Origin of the sequence: Nocardiopsis deserti, assembly GCF_008638355.1 — a bacterium.
In the GTDB taxonomy this organism is placed as follows: Bacteria; Actinomycetota; Actinomycetes; order Streptosporangiales; family Streptosporangiaceae; genus Nocardiopsis; species Nocardiopsis alborubida.
Map to the genome: position 1 here is coordinate 435,400 of NZ_VWVS01000001.1, position 18,025 is coordinate 453,424.

Below are 18,025 nucleotides of genomic sequence, written 5' to 3' on the forward strand. Positions count from 1 at the left end.
CCCGGCCCTACAGCCTGCCCTGGGCCTTGAGGTTGATGTAGGCGTCCGCCAGCGCAGGAGCGATGTGCTCGGGGTCGGCGTCGACCACCTCCACCCCCATGCGGCGCAGCTCGGCGGTCACCCGGCGCCGCTCGCCCAGCGTCCGCTCGGCCGCGGCCGCCCGGTACAGCGCGTCCGCGCTGCCCCGCTCGGCGGCCATCAGCTCCACCGCCGGGTCGTTGACCGCGGCGACCAGCAGCAGGTGCCGGGAGGTGAGCACGGGCAGCCTCGGCAGCAGCCCTGCCTCCAGCGACGCCGCGTTCAGGTCGGTCAGCAGCACCACCAGCCGCCGGGCCCGTCCCTGGGTGCCCAGGACGGTCCCCACCAGGCCCGCCGGGTCGGACTCCACCAGCTCCGCCTCCAGCGGCGCCATGGCCTCCACGATCCGGCCCACCTGCTGTCCGCCCTTGCCCGACGAGCGCACCTGCGCGCGCGTGCGCCGGTCGTAGGCCAGGAAGTCCACCCGGTCGCCCGCCCTGCCCGCCAGCGCCGCCAGCAGCAGCGCCGCGTCCATGGCGTGGTCCAGGCGCGGGGTGTCTTCCACCCGACCCGCCGACGTGCGCCCGGTGTCCAGCACGATGAGGATGCGCCGGTCCCTCTCGGGCCGCCACGTGCGCACCACCACGCCGTCGCCTCGGGCCGTGGCCCGCCAGTCGATGGACCGCACGTCGTCGCCGGGCACGTAGTCGCGCAGGGAGTCGAACTCGCTGCCCTGCCCGCGCACCATCGCCGTGTGCTGGCCCTCCAGCTCGCGCAGCCGGGACAGCTTGCCCGGCAGGTGGCGCCTGCTGTGGAAGGGCGGCAGCGTACGCACGGTCCACGGCGCGGGCAGCGTACGCTGCCTGCCAGCCAGTCCCAGCGGCCCCAGGCTGCGCACGGTCACACCCGCGGCCCGGGCGTCGCCGCGCCGCGTCGGGGTCAGGACGGTCCTCACCCGGCGCCGCTCCCCGGAGGGCACGCGCAGCGGCTGGCTGCGCGGCGCGGCGTGCGCGCTCGGCGGCCAGGCGTCGCGCACCGACCCCCGCAGCCCCCGCCGCGTGGGGTTGGCGACGGTCACGTACACCGTCGCCGAGTCGCCCAGGCGCAGCGACGTGTCTCCCTCCCGGGACAGCAGCACCGCCTTGGGGCTCGCCGCCAGCACGACGTCCAGGGCGAGCAGCACCGCCAGCACGCCCAGGGCCGCGGCCGCGGCCGCGGCGCCGATCAGACCGGACAGCGCCACCGCGACCGTGGCCGCCAGCGCCAGCAGCACCGCCCGGCCGGTGACCACCATCAGCGCGGCACCGGGACGGAGGCGAGCACACCGTCCAGGATTCCGTCGGTGGTCGCCCCCTCCAGCTCGGCCTCGGGGCGCAGCGCGATCCTGTGCCGCAGTGTGCCCTTGGCCAGCGCCTTCACGTCGTCGGGGGTGACGTAGTCGCGGCCCGACAGCCACGACCACGCCCGGCTGGTGCGCAGCAGCGCCGTGGCGCCGCGCGGGGACGCGCCCAGCTGGAGCGACGGCGACTGCCGGGTGGCCCGGCACAGGTCCACGATGTAGCCCAGCACCTCGGGCGCCACCCGCACCCCCTCCACGGCCTGCCGGGCCGCGCGCAGCTCCGCCGCGCCCGCCACCGCGGTCACCCCGGCCGCGACCAGGTCGCCCGGGTCGAAACCGGCCGCGTGGCGGCCCAGCATCTCCACCTCGGCCGCCCGCTCGGGCAGCGGGACGGTCACCTTGAGCAGGAACCGGTCCAGCTGGGCCTCGGGCAGCGGGTAGGTGCCCTCGTACTCCACCGGGTTCTGGGTGGCGGCCACCATGAACGGGTCGGGCAGCGCGGACGGCCTGCCCTCCACGGTCACCTGGCGCTCCTCCATCGCCTCCAGCAGCGACGCCTGGGTCTTGGGCGGGGTCCGGTTGATCTCGTCCGCGAGCAGCAGGTTGGTGAAGACCGGCCCCTCCATGAACTCGAACTTCGCGGTGTGCTGGTCGTAGACCAGCGAGCCCGTCACGTCGCCCGGCATCAGGTCCGGGGTGAACTGCACCCGCTTGTGGTCCAGGGACAGCGCCGCCGCGAGGGTGCGCACCAGCAGCGTCTTGGCGACGCCGGGCACACCCTCTATCAGCACGTGGCCGCGGCACAGCAGCGCCACGACCATCGCGGTCACCGTCTCGTCCTGGCCCACGACCGCCTTGGCCACCTCGCGGCGCAGGGCGACCAGGGCCGCGCGCGCCTCGTCGGCTGATGGCAGTGCCTCGGGTGTGAAGGCGCTCACGTGCCGTCTACCTCTCTCGATACCTCAGTGGTCGGTCGCTGGTCCCCGCGGCTCAGGGTCACCGGAGCCTCCGGGCGCGCTCGTCGAGTTCGTCGGCGAGCCTGACCAGCATGTCGTCGTCGCCCGCGTACGGGTCGGGGGGCTCGGGGTAGAGCAGTGCCCTCAGGTGGGCGGGGTCGTCGCCGGTCCGTGAGGCGACCGCCGCCACGACCGCGTCGGGCGCGGCGTCCGCGCCCAGCCCGAGCTTGGGTGCGACCCGGTCAAGGAACCCCGACCGCAGCGCGGCCGCGGCCCGGTCCCGGGCCCTGCGCGACCGGTACAGTCCCGCACGTCCCTCGGTGGTCTCGGAGGCGCGTACGACCACGGGCAGCGACTCGGGAACCAGGGCGCCCATCCGGCGCCCCCGCCACAGGGCGAGCAGTGCCAGCGCGGCCACCAGCGGGACCAGGGACCAGCGCAGGCCCAGCGGCAGCAGCTGCCACAGGCCGGAGCCGCCCTCCTGCTGGGGCGGGTCGGGACGCAGCCACACCACGTCCTCGGCGGCCAGGAGGTTCATCGCCAGGGCGGCGTTGCCTCCGGCGGAGAGCGCGGTGTTGGTCAGCGGCCTGCCGGTGCCCAGTACGGTCGTGGTGGCCCCGCCCCGTCCCACCTGGACCAGGGCGTCGCCGCTCCCGCCCGGGTAGCAGCCCACGGCGTCCGTGCCGGACCCGGCCGTGTACAGCTCACCGGCGACGTAGGCCTCGCCCGCGGCCTCGGCGGCCGACAGCCCGCACTCGGGGGCGTAGGGGGTCTCCGGCGTGGGGAACCCCTCGGGCTCCTCCCGGCCGGTCATCGTCACCCCGGGGGCGAACGCCTCCAGGGACTGCGTGGACGGTTGCACCAGGACGGTGTCCACGTCGAGCGCGGCCAGGGACTCCAGCTCCTCGGGGAGCAGCCTGTGGTCCAGGAAGACCGCGAGCACGGCGTCGTCCCCGGCGTCGGCCACGGCCTCCTCGGCGGCGGAGGAGGAGCGCACCACGTGCACGTCGCGGTCCTGCTCCAGCACGTTCACCAGGGCCCGCGTGCCGTCCGGGGCGATGGAACCGGGCTCCAGGTGGCCGGTGGGGAACTGCTCGCTGCCCAGCGACAGCAGCACCGAGACCGTGACGAGCGCGGTCACCACGGCGGCCGGGACCCGGACCGAGCGCCACACCCGCAGGGCGCGCGATCCCTCCCGTGACGGCGCGCGGCCGGTGCCGCGCGGGGGAGCGGCGGGGGAAGCGGTGGCCGTCATCGGCTCGCCCCCCCGGCGGGCCGGGCGGCCCTGAGCCGCGTGTCCAGCTCGCGCAGGAGGCGCGCGGAGTCGGCGGTCGCCGGGCGGTCGCCGTAGGCCACGTCGTTGAAGACCCGCGCGCCCTCGCTCAGCCCCTCGGCCTCCGCGGTCAGCACGGCGGAGGCCTCCGCGGCCAGCTCGGTCGCGGTGCGCCCCGCGCGCGGCGTGATGATCGCCCGCTCCTCAAGGTCCACGCTGACGGCCCTCAGCCTCTCCGTGACGGCGGCGGCGAACTCACCGGCGCTCTCGTGCCGGTCGGCGGCGGCCCGGTGGTCGGTCGCCGACATCGGAGCGCCCTCGTGCACGGGCGCGCCCGTGCGACGGCTCCGGGTCGGGCGCAGCCAGAGGACCAGCCAGACCACCAGGACCGCGACGACCACCAGCAGCGGTCCCAGGATCGTCCAGCCGCTGAGGACGCCCGGCGCGTCGGAGACCAGACCCGCGAGGAGTTCTTCCAGCCAGGAGAGGAAGCGGTCCCACAGGGAGGGCTCCTGTTCCCCGTACAGGGGGTCGCTCAGCTCCTCGACGGCGCGCCGCTGCCCCTCTTCACGGGTCACCTCCCCGGCGGCGGGTGCCCTCACGTCCGCGGCTCCGGCAGGTAGATCTCCGGGCCCGCCTCGTAGCCCGCCTGGGCCGCGTTGTGCAGCTTCAGGTCCAGGCCCTCGCCGCGCATCCGCGCGTCCACGTAGAGCAGGGTGGCCACGCCCACGGTGAAGGGCGCGGTGAGCGCGTAGACCACGACGTTGCCCACGTAGATGACGGCGCCCGCCACGACCGCGGCCCAGGTCTCACCGGGGGCGACGAAGGTGGGGATCACCGAGAGGAGGCTGAAGGGCGTGCTCAGCAGGCCGCTCACGAAGAACATCAGGACGAAGGCCAGCAGTGAGATGCCGAAGGTCCGCCACCACCTGCCCCGGTTCAGGCGCCAGGAACGGGCGAGGGCCGCGCCCACGCCGAGGCGTTCGAGCACCACGATCGGCATGGCGAAGTAGATGCGGATGTAGATCCAGGTGGCCAGCGCGGTGGCGCCGAGTCCCAGCAGCACCGCGGCGACGGCGATGACGACCCCGACGGCCTGATCGCCCGAGACACCCACGAAGACGCCCAGGACCAGGCCGAGGACCACCACCAGCATGATGACGAAGGAGGCGATGAAGAGGTACAGCAGCTTCAGGACCGCCAGGCCGACGACGCCCCAGATCCGGCCCTTCACGGCGTCCCAGGCCTGCCGCGGGCTGAGCTTGTGGCCCAGGACGGCCATGCCGACCACAGCCGTGAGAAGACCGGTGACCAGGATGATCCCGGCCTGGGTCAGCAGACCGCCGCCGTACGCGGCGGCGAGGGACCAGCCGCTGAACGGGAACGGGTCGTTGGGGTCGACCGACGCGGGGTCGGACATCACCTGGTCGACGAAGGCCCCGTAGTCGGACATGTAGCCGCTGACGCCGACCGAGCTGATGATGCTCGCGACCGCCATGACGATCAGCGCGAGCCCGACGGTGGTCTTGGGGTTGTTGCGGATGAGGCTGAACGCGCCGTTGAGGATGTCCCCGAGCGTCATCGGCCGCAGCGCGACCACACCGGGCTTGAGCGCGCGCGGCTGCCCGTACGGGAGCTGTTGGCCGTATCCGGCCGGTGCTCCGTATCCGGGCTGTCCGTAACCGGGCTGCTGACCGTACTGTCCGTAGCCCGGCTGCTGTCCGTATCCGTACTGCTGCCACTGCGCCTGCTGGCCGTGTCCGTACGGTCCGTGACCCGGCTGCTGTCCGTACGCGGGCTGCTGGCCGTACCCGCCGCCCCGGGGCGGCTGCTGGCCGGAGGCGTGCCAGCCGTACTGGTCGTACCCGGGCTGCTGCCCGGGGGGCGCCTGCCCGGCATCGGACCCCTGTCGGCCGTATCCGGGCGTCTGCTCGGGAGGGGCGAAGCCCGGCTGTCCCTGGGGCGCCTGTCCGGCGGGCGCGGAGCCCGGCTGCCCACCGGGGGGCGTGGAGGGGGCGGAGGGCGGACCCTCCTGACCCGGGGCGGCCCAAGCGCCGGACGCGGGCGGGGGAGCGGCCTCGGAAGCCCCGCCGCCGTCCGGTCCGTCCGGGGGGTTCCCCGACGTGTCCCGGTGGTCGTCCTCCTGGGTCATCTGCCCCGCCCTCCATGGGGTTCGGTTACGCTGCGCGAGCACGCTTCCGCGGTTTTCGGCCTCTGGGAAACCAACCTACCCGCCGGTTCCACCGCTGCCCGCGATGTTCGGGCGTATGCGGACGCAACCGACCCACTTCATTCCTTTTGTATGCTTTCTGTTACCAACAGGCCAAGTCGCGAAGGTTCGCGTGCCAGGTCACCAGGGTCGACGCGCCGCAGGCCGAAACGGTTCCCACGGACCGAAAAACACCGACCACTCTCCCGATCCCGCCCGAAGGTGGCAAGGTGGGGGGAGGACGAAGCAGTTTCTTGCGTCTCGGGGCGCACCGAACGTTTATGCCGCTTGAGTGTTTCCAGAGAGAGGAGTAGGCGCCGCCGTACCCGCTTTCGCGCGGGTCCGACGCCCGGCGCCGGACGCACCGATGAAGGGACGTGTACTGGTTGTCGACGACGACCTCGCCCTCGCTGAGATGCTGGGCATCGTTCTGCGTGGCGAGGGGTTCGAGCCCTCGTTCGTGCATGACGGGGACAAGGCCCTGGAGGCCTTCCGTGAGACCAAGCCCGACCTGGTTCTCCTCGACCTGATGCTCCCCGGCGCCGACGGGATCGACGTCTGCCGTCAGATCCGCGCCGAGTCCGGCGTGCCCATCGTGATGCTCACCGCCAAGAGCGACACCATCGACATCGTCCTCGGGCTGGAGTCGGGCGCCGACGACTACATCGTCAAGCCCTTCAAGCCCAAGGAGCTCGTGGCCCGCGTCCGCGTGCGCCTGCGCCGCACCGAGGAGCCCGCGCCCGAGGTGCTCCAGATCGGGGACATCACCATCGACGTCGCCGGGCACGCCGTGCGCCGCGACGGCGAGCAGATCAGCCTCACCCCGCTGGAGTTCGACCTCCTGGTCGCCCTGGCCCGCAAGCCGCGCCAGGTCTTCACCCGTGAGGTGCTGCTGGAGCAGGTCTGGGGCTACCGGCACGCCGCCGACACCCGCCTGGTCAACGTCCACGTGCAGCGCCTGCGCGCCAAGATCGAGAAGGACCCGGAGCACCCCGAGGTCGTCGTGACCGTCCGCGGCGTCGGCTACAAGGCCGGAACCGCCTGATCCCCCCGAGCCGCACATGACCGCAGCCACACCAGAGGAGGAGCGGGGGACCGCCTCCGACACGCAGATCCCGCCCTCCGGGCCGCCCGCGACCGGAGGGCGCCGGCGCGACGGCGGCACGGGGCTCACCCGCTCCTACGCGCTGGCCCAGCGCGCCGCCCGCGCCCTGGTGCGCGGCGTCCACAGCAACTGGCGCCGCTCGCTGCACCTGCGGGTCATCTCCACCACCCTGGTGCTGTCCCTGGTGGTGATGGTGGGCCTGGGATACGTGCTCATCTCGCAGGTGCGCGGCGGTCTGCTCGACGCCAAGATCTCCACGGCCGTCACCGACCACCGCGCCGGGCTCAACTACGCGTCGGCCGAGCTCCAGGAGAACGAGTCGGGCGACCGCAACCGGCTCATGTACAACCTCGCCAACGAGCTCACCAGCCGCAGCGGCGACACCGGGCTGTACAGCGTGGTCATCCTGCCCTCGGTGGGCGGCGAGGTCGGCTGGGCCACCGGCGAGGGCAGCGTCCCGCAGCGGCTCATCAACCAGGTCCACGAGTCCGAGGTGGACGAGCAGCAGTACCACACGTACACGCGCATCACCACCGACCGGGGCGAGGAGCCCGCGCTGGTGGTCGGCGCGCAGCTCACGCACGCCTACGAGCTGTACTACATCTTCCCGCTCCAGCACGAGCAGCAGATCCTCGACCTCGTCCAGGGCACGGTCGGCCTGGTGGGCGTGCTGCTGGTCATCCTCCTGGGCCTGATCGCCTTCGTCATCACCCGGCAGGTGGTCAGCCCGGTCCGCTCGGCCGCCCAGTCCGCCGAACGCCTCTCCTCGGGCGTCCTCACCGAGCGCATGGCCGTCCACGGCGAGGACGACCTCGCCCGACTGGCCCTGTCCTTCAACGACATGGCGGGCAACCTCCAGGAGAAGATCCAGGAGCTGGAGGAGCTGTCCAAGCTCCAGCGCCAGTTCGTCTCCGACGTCTCCCACGAGCTGCGCACCCCCCTGACCACCATCAAGATGGCCGGGGACGTGCTCTTCGACGAGCGCGAGGAACTCGACCCCACCATGCGCCGCTCGGTGGAGCTGTTGCAGAGCCAGGTGGAGCGGTTCGAGGAACTGCTCTCCGACCTGCTGGAGATCAGCCGCCACGACGCCGGTGCCGCCACCCTGGGCACCGAGTCGCTCGACATCCGCGACGCCGTGATGAAGGCCGTCGGTGACGCCGAGCAGATCGCCGAGCGGCGCGGCATCAAGGTCGTGCTGCGCCTGCCCACCGAGCCCTGCACCGCCGAGTACGACGGCCGCCGCATCAACCGCATCCTGCGCAACCTGGTGGTCAACGCCATCGAGCACAGCGAGGGCCGCGACGTGGTGGTCACCGCCGCCTGCGACCGCGACGCGGTCGCCGTGGCCGTACGCGACTACGGGGTGGGCCTCAAGGAGGGGGAGGAGCACCTGTGCTTCGACCGCTTCTGGCGTGCCGACCCGGCCCGGGTGCGCACCACCGGCGGCACCGGACTCGGGCTCTCCATCGCGAAGGAGGACGCCACCCTGCACGGCGGCTGGCTCCAGGCGTGGGGCCAGCCCGGCCAGGGCTCCCAGTTCCGCCTGTCCCTGCCGCGCCGCTCCGGCAGCGAGCTGCGCGGCTCCCCCCTGCCGCTGGTGCCGCCGGAGTTCGCGCTGGGCCGCACCTACGCCGCGTTCACCGACAAGTCCGACAGGACCGACAGGAGTGAGAACGGCAACGGCGCCGTCCGCGCCGAGAGGGTTCCCGCCAGGAACGGCGCGGACGCCACGGAGGAGGGCGCGGCGGCCGCCCGCGCCGAGCAGCGCGAGGGCGAGGAGAAGCTGTGAGGACACCGCACCGGTTCGGCCGCGCCGCGCGCGCCTGCATGGCCGCGGCCGTGGCGGCCGTGTCCATGGCCGCCTGCGCGACCGTTCCCACCACCGGCCCGGTCGTGGCCAGCGACGGCAACGAGTCCGAGGGCGACCCCTACGGCGGCTACGTGCGCCTGCTGCCCGCCGGACCCCAGGAGGGCGTGGCCCCGGAGGGCCTGGTCAGCGACTTCCTCAAGGACATGGGCAGCTTCGAGCAGGACTACGAGGCCGCTCGCAGCTTCATGCTGTCGAGTACGGACGAGTCGTGGAGCCCGGACGGGACGGTCAAGGTCTTCCCCGGCCACGACACCGTCGACCTCGACACCGAGATCAGCGGCGACGGGATCACCGCCACCGTGCGGATGCGCAGCTCACTGGTGGCCACGATCGACGAGGACGGCAGGTACGTCTCCGGAGACTCCGGCCGCCTGCTCGACGAGACCTTCGTCCTGGCCAGGGAGGACGGCGACCCCGAGGGCGAGTGGCGCATCCAGAGCCTGCCCGACGAGCTCATCCTCAGCCAGCTCGACGTGGAGCGCACCCACCGCCCGTTCAACCTGTACTACTTCAACCCGGACGAGAACGCCCTGGTCCCGGACCCGGTCTACCTGCCGGTCAGCAACGACGAGCTCACCAAGCGCCTGCTGCACAGGCTCGTCGAGGGCCCCAGCGCCTGGCTGGACCCCTCCGTGCACTCCTCCTTCCCCGAGGGGGCCGATCCCGAGGTGGAGGTGGACGAGGCCCGGGTGACCGTCAGCGTGACCGTCCCCGGGCAGGCCGACGAGTTCGGCATGGGCGCCCAGATCGCCTGGACCCTGCGCCAGCTGCCGGAGATCCAGGAGTTCACGCTGCGGGTGAACGGCACGGAGGTGGACTTCCCCGGAGCCGAGGGCGAGAGCGCCGACCGGCCGCGGCCGGGCAGCGCCTACTGGTCGGAGGTCAGCCCCGGCGCGACCTCGCCCGGCGTCCACGTCTACTACTCCCACGAGGGCCAGCTGTGGTCGGCCTCGGACTGGGACACCGACACCTTCGGCAACAGTGAGCCGGTACCCGGCCCCCTGGGGTCCGGTGAGGTCCCCCTGGAGAGGTTCGCGGTGTCGCTGGACGAGCAGACCATCGCCGGGGTCACCACGGGCGGCCGCGAGGTCGTCACGAGCGAGGCCACCCCGGGCGCCGCCGTCCGGGAGGTCCTGGCCGACGGGGTCTTCACCGAGCTGTCCTGGGACGTCAACGGCGACCTGTGGGTGGTCGAGGAGGTCCGCGAGGAGGACGGGGAGGACGGCGAGGAGGCGCGGGAGGACTCCGACGCCGAGAGCCCGAACCTCAACGGCCCGCCGCCGTCCCCGGGCCCGACGGACCTGTGGCTGCTGCGCGAGGGCCACGAGGTGGTCCGCGTGGACGTGTCCGACCTGCGCGAGAGGCCGCTGGTGCAGTTCCAGATCTCCCGTGACGGCACCCGCGCCGCGGTGGTGACCGAGGTGGACGGGCGCCGCTCGCTCCAGGTGGGCCGCGTGGTGGAGGACGCCGACGGGCAGGTCTCCGTGGAGTCGTTCGTGACCCTGGCCCGCGAGCTGGAGGACGTCACCGACATCTCCTGGCGCTCGGGCGACCAGCTGGTCGTGCTCGGCACCCGCGAGGGCGGTACGAGCCAGGCCCTCCTGGTGTCGCTGGACGGCGGCACGCCGCCCGCCAGCGCCGGGACCCCCGTCGCGAGCATGGTGACCGTCTCAGGCGCCCCTGGCCAGCCCCTGGTGGCCGGTTCCGACGACGGCAACATCTGGGTGTCCAGCGACCCGCTCAACTGGCAGAGCGTCGTGGAGGGCGGCTCACCCGCCTTCCCGGGCTGAGGAGCCCGGGAAGGCGGCCGGACCCCGGTCGCCTTCCCGGGACGAAACCGGGATGCGCCCGGCGCGGGGGCCTGGAAGGGTGGTGCCATGGACGACCTGACGCGGCTGGGCACCCCGATCGACGCACGCCCCCACTTCGCCGGTGAGCGGGAGGACCTGCTCGCGCTCCTGCGCGGCCTCACCCCCGACGAGTGGCAGGCCGAGGCCGTGACCGGGTGGAGCGCGCGCGACGTGGCCGCCCACCTGCTCGGCGACGACTACTGGCGCATCGCGGGGATGCGCGACCGCTACCGGGCGGCCCCGGCACCGGCGCCCGGGGAGCCGCTGGCGGCGTTCGTCCACCGCAACAACCGGGAGTGGGTGCGGGCCACCGCCAGGATCAGCCCGCAGGCGCTGGTCCAGACGCTGGAGATGACCGGACGCGAGCTGGCGGGACTCTGGCGCTCGGTGGACCCGCACGCCCCGGGTGTCGCCGTCTCCTGGGCGGGCGCCGACCCGGCGCCGGTCTGGCTGGACTGCGCCCGCGAACTCACCGAGAACTGGGCCCACCGGCAGCAGATCCGGCACGCGGCCGGACGGGCCACCGACCCCGGGCCCGCGGGCTCCCTGGTGCTGGACACCTTCATGCGTGCGCTGCCGCACACCCTGCGCGACACCCCGGCGCGGACGGGAACGCGGGTGAGCGTGGCCGTGGACGGCCCGGACGGCGGGGAGTGGACCGTCACCCGCACCGGGACCGGCTGGTCTCTGGCCACGGCCGGAGCGGGCGGCTCCGGTGCGCCCGCGGCGGCCGTGCGGTGGGACTTCGAGACCGCCTGGCGGCTGTGCGTGCGGGGGATCGAACCCGAGGAGGCCGAGGAGAGGGGTGAGCTCTCGGGCGACCCCGCCCTGGCCCGGGCCTGCTGCCGGATCGTGTCGATCATCCGCTGACCGCGCGGACCGGCCCAGCGGGCGGCTGCGCGGACCGGCCCTCCTCGGAGCCGGTGCAGCGGCGCCGGGACAGCGAGGCCCGGACCACGGCGCAGGGACAGCGTTGCCCGGACCGGAACCGGAGTCGGTGAGGGGCGGGGAGGCCTCCGAGCGCGTCGTCCACGGGTCCGACGTTGTCCACAGGTTCGGGAAGGGGCTGGCGGATGCCGGTTCGGGCGCTGACCCTCGAGGTATGGACGATCGGACACACCCCACGGGCGTGCTGAGGTGGATACTCGGCGCGCTGCTCGACCTGCTCCTGCCGCAGTCCTGCGCGGCGTGCGCGGGCCCCTCGGGGCCGCTGTGCGCGGACTGCCTCACCGCGCTGCGGCGCCGTCCCCACCGGTGCGCGCCCAGGCCGGGCTGCCCGCCCGTCTGGGCGGCCGGTCCCTACGCCGGACGCCACCGCCGGGTGCTGCTCACCTACAAGGAGGGCGGTGCGGACGCCCTGGCCGCGCCCCTGGGCGGGTGGCTGACCGCCGCCTACACCGCGTCCGGTCTGGCCCGTCCGGACACCCTGCTCGTCCCCGTCCCCGGGCGCGGCCCGCCGGGGGACCCCCGGGCGCCGGTCACCCGGCTGGCACGCGCCTGCCTGGCGGAGGCGGGCGGAGCGGGCGCGGGGAGGGTGACGCCCCTGCTGCGCTACCGGAGCCGTCCCCGGCGCCAGGCCGGTCTGGGACGGGCCGAGCGCCTGGCCAACCGGGCGGACACCCTCGTCGCGGACCGCCCGCTTCCCCGGCTTCCCGCCTCGGTGCCCGGCACGGGGGTCGGGGGAGTCGCGGTCGTGGTGGACGACGTCCTCACCACGGGCGCCACGGTGGCCGAGGCGACCCGCGCCCTGCGGGCACGCGGGATCCCCGTGGCGGGCGCGGTGGTCCTCCTCGAACGTCTGCCCGGCGTTGTCGGCGGTCCTTCGAACGGGGAGGAGGCGGACGGTGCAAGAAGGTTTTACGAATCCTCGTGAACAGGTGAAAAGTCCATGTACGAAGGGCTTTGAGGCACTTGCCGATGAGTTGGGAGGGTGGCCGCTACCTGACATCCTCGCCAGGACAGGTTACGGTCACGGTATGGCACCCGTCCGGGTCCGTGGTTGCGTCGGAGACTCTGAGCTCCCGGGAACACCGGGGCGCCACTCCGGCAAGCCGATGCCAGGCGCAGGCGAAACGGCCCACGTAAGGCGACTTTTCGTCGACCGATCACGGTGCGCCTTAGAGGTAAGCCCTGCCCCGCGGAGGGTCCAGATGTCCCTCATGACAGGGAGAAGAGCAGTAGTCGCGGACAAGAGCGGCGACACTCTCAGCAGGCGGATGTGGGGACGAAGACCAGGTCGGCCGGACGGGTGGCATCCCATCGTCCGGGGGTTCGCCAACGGCGAACCCCCGGCGGCGATCCCCTCGTGTCATCACCGTGCCCGTTCCGCCGCGGTCCCGGACAACCCGTGGGTTCTTGAAGGGCGCGCTGTCCCACCCGCCCCAGTAATCCTTTCCTCCATCACGGTGGTTCTCACCAATCGTGTCCGCGGGGCGCGTGATGAGGCCCCCGCAGGTGGGTATACGCATCTCCAACCGAGCCGTGCCCCCTACAGGACAGGGGCACCAGCGGAAGGGGGCTAGCGAGCGACACCCCTTCCGCCCCCCTGCTGGCGGAAGGGACGCAGAGCCAGCCTGGCCGTCGTCTTCTGACGGCCACGCGATGAAGGGGGTCCTATGGACATCATCGTCAAGGGTCGACGCACCGGTGTGAGTGAGAAGTTCCGTCAGCACGTCGACAGCAAGCTCGACAGGCTCTCCAAGTGGGAGAAGAAGGGCATGACCATCGACGTGGAGGTGTCCACAGAGCGCAACCCCAAGCTCGCCGACGTCTGCGAGCGGGTTGAGCTGACCATCCGGACCAACGGTCCGGTCATTCGCAGCGAGGCCGCCGCCTCGGACCGGTACGGCGCCCTCGACCTCGCCCTCGACAAGATCGAGGCCCGCCTGCGCAAGTCCGCGGACCGGCGCAAGGTCCACCGGGGCAACCACGCTCCCGTCTCCGTCTCGGCAGCCACCGCCGGCCTTCCCGGAGACCTGCCCTCGTCCACCACCGCAACCGCGACGCAGGCTCCCCCCGTCCAGCGGCGCGGCGGCGAGGAGGACGTCAACGGCACGGAGGTGGACGGGAGGTTCTCCGACGAGTTCGTCGAGCTCGACACCCAGGGAGAGGTTCCCGTCGTCGTCCGGGAGAAGTTCCACAGGGCCAAGCCCATGAGCATCGACCAGGCGCTCATGGAGATGGAACTCGTGGGCCACGACTTCTACCTCTTCCACGACGAGGTCAAGGACGCCCCGAGCGTCGTCTACCGGCGCAAGGGCTTCAACTACGGCGTCCTCCGACTGGTCGACTAGACGTCCGCGACCGCCCTCGACGGATCCCCCCGCACACGAAGCCGCGGCGGGTCCGCTCGGACCCGCCGCGGCGGTGCGCGCTCCCCCCGTACCCGGTCCGACGCCCAGCTTTCGTCCCCGGTCGGTCGGGCCGCGGGCTCCCGCCTACTCCGGCCGGTGCTCGGCCTCTTCCTGCTTGATCCGGTGCAGCGGGGTGTCGTGCGGCTCCTCGGCCTCCGCCCGGGGCGTGTCGAGGACGACGTCGCTCATCAGGTCGAAGACCAGGGCCACGACGGCCGCCGCCACCAGCAGGACCGCGGCGATCACCAGCAGGACCACGGACATCCCCATGGCGACGCCGATCCCGCCCACGACGAACCCGGCGCACGCGAGCAGGACCGCCGCCCACGACGACACGCGCCCGCGATGGCTGTTGCTCGGGGCCAGGCTGCCGCCCTGGTTCTGAAAACCACGGATGCGTCCGAAGCGGCTGTTGCCGTCGGGATGCTCCTTCTCCCAGGCCAGGGCGGGGTCGTCGGCCACCGGGTCGCGCCGCAGGACGGGCGACTCCCCGACGACCTCCTTGGCCGCGTCGTCGGGAGAACGAGGGGAGGGGGCCGACAGGTTCCTCGCCTCGCGGCCCCCGTCGTCCCGGGTCCCGCGATCCTTCTTGTCTCGGTTCGTTCGCATGGTGATCCCCCCTGGGAACACGTTCGCGTCCAGTCCGCCCGCGGCCGTTCGACCGCGGTGCGACCTCCTATGACGTGCCTACCCACGAAAGCCGGGAGCCATCGGCGCCCACGCGGGAAGAGTGGGAAGGTGGTCGGCGTACGCGACCGGCGCCCCGTCCGCGCCGGTACCCGGTCCCCCCTGGTATCGGGGCGTCGCGAAAAACCTTCCGGCTCCTCTGTCAGGTCTGTGACATGCGGGAACATATCGGTTGGTTTTCTTCGTTGCGCACAGGGAAACGTGCGGGCGGACCGCTCCACCTGAGAGGGTGGGCGTAGGGTTCGTGTCCTCTAGGATGTAGGGCCGAGGGCCCAGGAACCCCCGCCGTCCTCCGCGGCCACGGGAAAGCGGTCAGCGGGCCTAGATCTGAACTCCACGTGGGTGGAGCCAACCGCGATCTGCGAGGAGCGCATAGGAAGTGCCAGGGATACTCGACAAGCTCCTGCGCGCGGGTGAGGGAAAGATCCTGCGCCGACTCAACAAACTGAAGGACCAGGTCAACTCGCTCGAGGAAGACTACGTCGACCTCACCGACGAGGAGCTGCGCGACCTCACCGGCGAGTACAAGGAGCGCTACGAGGACGGGGAGTCCCTGGACGACCTGCTCCCCGAGGCCTTCGCCACCGTCCGGGAGGCGGCCAAGCGCACCCTGGGCCAGCGCCACTTCGACGTCCAGATCATGGGCGGCGCAGCGCTGCACCTCGGCAACATCGCCGAGATGAAGACCGGTGAGGGCAAGACCCTGACCGGCACCCTCGCGGTCTACCTCAACGCGCTCGCGGGCAAGGGCGTCCACGTCATCACGACCAACGACTACCTGGCCAAGCGCGACGCCCAGAACATGGGCCGCATCTACCACTTCCTCGGCCTCGAGGTCGGCGTCGTCGGACCGCAGATGACCGCGGCGGACCGCCGCAGCGCCTACCAGGCCGACATCACCTACGGTACGAACAACGAGTTCGGCTTCGACTACCTGCGCGACAACATGGCGCTCTCGCTCAAGGACACCGTCCAGCGCGAGCACTACTTCGCCCTGGTCGACGAGGTCGACTCCATCCTCATCGACGAGGCCCGCACCCCGCTGATCATCAGCGGTCCCTCGGAGCAGAACTCCCGCTGGTACGCCGAGTTCGCCAAGATCGCCCCGCGCCTCAAGCGCGAGGAGGACTACGAGGTCGACGAGAAGAAGCGCACCGTCGGCATCACCGAGTCCGGCGTGGCCAAGGTCGAGGACTGGCTGGGCATCGACAACCTCTACGAGGCCGTCAACACCCCGCTCATCAGTTTCCTCAACAACTCGCTCAAGGCCAAGGAGCTGTACAAGCGGGACAAGGAGTACATCGTCAAGGACGGTGAGGTCCTCATCGTCGACGAGTTCACCGGCCGCGTCCTGGCGGGCCGCCGCTACAACGAGGGCATGCACCAGGCCATCGAGGCCAAGGAGCGCGTCAAGATCAAGGACGAGAACCAGACTCTCGCCAAGGTCACCCTCCAGAACTACTTCCGCCTCTACGAGAAGCTCGCCGGTATGACCGGTACCGCCCAGACCGAGGCGGCGGAGTTCACCCAGACCTACAACGTCGGCGTGGTGCCCATCCCCACCAACAAGCCGATGATCCGCGACGACGTCAAGGACGTCGTCTACAAGCACGAGGACGCCAAGTTCCAGGCGCTCGCCGAGGACATCGCCGAGCGGAACGAGGCCGGACAGCCCGTCCTGGTCGGTACCACCAGCGTCGAGAAGTCCGAACTGCTGTCCCGGATGCTCAAGCGCGAGGGCGTGTCCCACGAGGTCCTCAACGCCAAGAACCACGCCCGTGAGGCCGCCATCATCGCCCGCGCGGGCAAGCTCGGCGCGGTCACCGTCGCCACCAACATGGCCGGTCGCGGTACCGACATCATGCTGGGCGGCAACCCCGACTTCCTCGCCGACGAGGAGCTCCAGGGCCGCGGCCTGAGCCCGCTGGAGACCCCCGAGGAGTACGAGGCCGCCTGGCCCGAGGCGCTGGAGAAGGCCAAGGCCGACTACGAGGAGGAGCACGAGAAGGTCGTCGAGGCCGGCGGTCTGTACGTGCTCGGCACCGAGCGCCACGAGTCGCGGCGCATCGACAACCAGCTCCGCGGACGCTCCGGCCGCCAGGGCGACCCCGGTATCTCCCGCTTCTACCTGTCACTCCAGGACGACCTGCTGCGCCTGTTCAACAGCAGCCGCCTGGAGGCGTTCATGAACCAGCTGAACATCCCGGACGACCAGCCCATCGAGTCCGGCATGGTCAGCAAGGCGATCGCCTCCGCGCAGGGCCAGGTCGAGACGCAGAACTTCGAGATCCGCAAGAACGTCCTCAAGTACGACGAGGTCCTCAACCGCCAGCGCAAGGTCATCTACGCCGAGCGCCGCAAGGTCCTGGAGGGCCAGGACCTGCGCGACCAGGTCGTCAGCATGCTGGAGGAGGTCCTGCGCGGCTACGTCGTGGAGGAGACCGCGGGCGGCGACCCCAGCGACTGGGACCTCGACAAGCTCTGGCGGGCGTTCAAGCAGGTCTACCCGATCAGCGTCACGGTCGACGAGTTCATCGAGGAGAACGGCGACCTGCACACGCTGACCACCGAGGTGATCGCGGACCGCGTGGTGGAGGACGCCAACAGCGCCTACGAGGCCCGCGAGGCCGAGCTGGGCGAGGAGGCCATGCGCGAGGTCGAGCGCCGGGTCATCCTCCAGGTCATGGACCGCAAGTGGCGTGAGCACCTCTACGAGATGGACTACCTCCAGGAGGGCATCGGGTTGCGTGCCATGGCGCAGCGCAACCCGCTGATCGAGTTCCAGCGCGAGGGATTCGACATGTTCCAGCAGATGCTGGAGGCCATCAAGGAGGAGTCCGTCGGCTACCTCTTCAACGTCGAGGTGCAGGTCCGCAAGAAGGAGGAGCCCGCCCTCACCACCGCCGCCGCGGCCAAGACCGCCGCGGCCGTCGGCGGCTCCGCCAGCGCGACAGCCGTCGCGACCGCGGTGGAGGAGGACGAGGAGGTCGAGGACGCCGCCTCTCCGGTGGAGGAGGCCGAGCCCGCCGAGGACGTGGTCGTCCCCGGCTTCGGCGAGGGCCAGCCCAACCGGCTCCAGTACTCCGCGCCGAGCGAGGACGGCACCGTCGAGCGCCACAGCGAGACGGCCGACGAGTACTCCGGCACGGCGCGCAACGCGCCCTGCCCCTGCGGCTCCGGCAAGAAGTACAAGAAGTGCCACGGCGACCCGGCAGCCAAGTAGGCGGACAGTAGGCCCCGGCGAGAGCCGGAGAGAAACGCGGGCGGGGGGGGGGCGCCCCCCCCCCCCCCCCCCCCCCCCCGGGGGGACGGCCCCCCGAGGGAGCCGCGCCCGCGCGCGTTTCTCTCCGGCCCCGTGTCCG

The 18,025-nt window shown here is 72.2% G+C and carries 13 protein-coding genes; 7 read left to right on the forward strand and 6 right to left on the reverse strand.

Annotation, left to right across the window (positions count from 1 at the left end; genetic code table 11):
* Positions 1 to 7 precede the first annotated feature (7 nt).
* From FYW99_RS11655 to FYW99_RS11675, 5 genes are read right to left on the reverse strand one after another with little or no spacing between them, the layout of a single operon-like run.
* Complete coding sequence (locus FYW99_RS11655; protein WP_150252021.1) at positions 8 to 1,312, reverse strand: DUF58 domain-containing protein; 1,305 nt, start codon at positions 1,310 to 1,312, stop codon at positions 8 to 10.
* Positions 1,312 to 2,295, reverse strand: a complete 984-nt coding sequence (locus FYW99_RS11660) for an AAA family ATPase (protein WP_150252022.1) — start codon at positions 2,293 to 2,295, stop codon at positions 1,312 to 1,314. Before FYW99_RS11660 ends, FYW99_RS11655 begins: the two co-directional genes overlap by 1 nt.
* 58 nt (positions 2,296 to 2,353) lie before the next feature.
* On the reverse strand, positions 2,354 to 3,568 hold the full coding sequence (locus FYW99_RS11665; RefSeq protein ID WP_150252023.1) for a DUF4350 domain-containing protein: 1,215 nt from the start codon (positions 3,566 to 3,568) through the stop codon (positions 2,354 to 2,356).
* Positions 3,565 to 4,188 carry a DUF4129 domain-containing protein gene (locus FYW99_RS11670; protein WP_150252024.1) on the reverse strand — a complete coding sequence of 208 codons (624 nt, stop codon included), beginning with the start codon at positions 4,186 to 4,188 and terminating at the stop codon, positions 3,565 to 3,567. The genes FYW99_RS11665 and FYW99_RS11670 overlap by 4 nt, the downstream gene beginning before the upstream one ends.
* Positions 4,185 to 5,738, reverse strand: a complete 1,554-nt coding sequence (locus FYW99_RS11675) for a glycerophosphoryl diester phosphodiesterase membrane domain-containing protein (protein WP_150252025.1) — start codon at positions 5,736 to 5,738, stop codon at positions 4,185 to 4,187. The genes FYW99_RS11670 and FYW99_RS11675 overlap by 4 nt, the downstream gene beginning before the upstream one ends.
* 424 nt (positions 5,739 to 6,162) lie before the next feature.
* Here FYW99_RS11675 and mtrA point away from each other — a divergent pair, with 424 nt between their 5' ends.
* The 6 genes from mtrA to hpf all read left to right on the forward strand — a co-directional run bounded on the left by mtrA (position 6,163) and on the right by hpf (position 13,916).
* Positions 6,163 to 6,840 carry an MtrAB system response regulator MtrA gene (gene mtrA / locus FYW99_RS11680; protein WP_013154750.1) on the forward strand — a complete coding sequence of 226 codons (678 nt, stop codon included), beginning with the start codon at positions 6,163 to 6,165 and terminating at the stop codon, positions 6,838 to 6,840.
* Between the two features lie 16 nt (positions 6,841 to 6,856).
* Complete coding sequence (gene mtrB / locus FYW99_RS11685) at positions 6,857 to 8,692, forward strand: MtrAB system histidine kinase MtrB (RefSeq protein ID WP_150252026.1); 1,836 nt, start codon at positions 6,857 to 6,859, stop codon at positions 8,690 to 8,692.
* Positions 8,689 to 10,563, forward strand: a complete 1,875-nt coding sequence (locus FYW99_RS11690) for an LpqB family beta-propeller domain-containing protein (RefSeq protein ID WP_150252027.1) — start codon at positions 8,689 to 8,691, stop codon at positions 10,561 to 10,563. The genes mtrB and FYW99_RS11690 overlap by 4 nt, the downstream gene beginning before the upstream one ends.
* An 87-nt stretch (positions 10,564 to 10,650) precedes the next feature.
* Complete coding sequence (locus FYW99_RS11695; RefSeq protein WP_150252028.1) at positions 10,651 to 11,493, forward strand: maleylpyruvate isomerase family mycothiol-dependent enzyme; 843 nt, start codon at positions 10,651 to 10,653, stop codon at positions 11,491 to 11,493.
* A 232-nt stretch (positions 11,494 to 11,725) separates the two neighbouring features.
* A complete protein-coding gene (locus FYW99_RS11700; RefSeq protein ID WP_150252029.1) occupies positions 11,726 to 12,496 on the forward strand; it encodes a ComF family protein in 771 nt (256 codons plus the stop codon).
* Between the two features lie 742 nt (positions 12,497 to 13,238).
* Positions 13,239 to 13,916, forward strand: a complete 678-nt coding sequence (gene hpf / locus FYW99_RS11705) for a ribosome hibernation-promoting factor, HPF/YfiA family (RefSeq protein ID WP_150252030.1) — start codon at positions 13,239 to 13,241, stop codon at positions 13,914 to 13,916.
* A gap of 144 nt (positions 13,917 to 14,060) precedes the next feature.
* Here the strand turns inward: hpf and FYW99_RS11710 are convergent, their stop codons facing one another.
* Complete coding sequence (locus tag FYW99_RS11710) at positions 14,061 to 14,585, reverse strand: hypothetical protein (protein WP_150252031.1); 525 nt, start codon at positions 14,583 to 14,585, stop codon at positions 14,061 to 14,063.
* Positions 14,586 to 15,042: 457 nt separating this feature from the next.
* On the opposite strand from FYW99_RS11710, the gene secA reads away from it, so the two are divergent.
* Positions 15,043 to 17,886 carry a preprotein translocase subunit SecA gene (secA, locus tag FYW99_RS11715; RefSeq protein WP_150252032.1) on the forward strand — a complete coding sequence of 948 codons (2,844 nt, stop codon included), beginning with the start codon at positions 15,043 to 15,045 and terminating at the stop codon, positions 17,884 to 17,886.
* Positions 17,887 to 18,025: the final 139 nt, after the last annotated feature.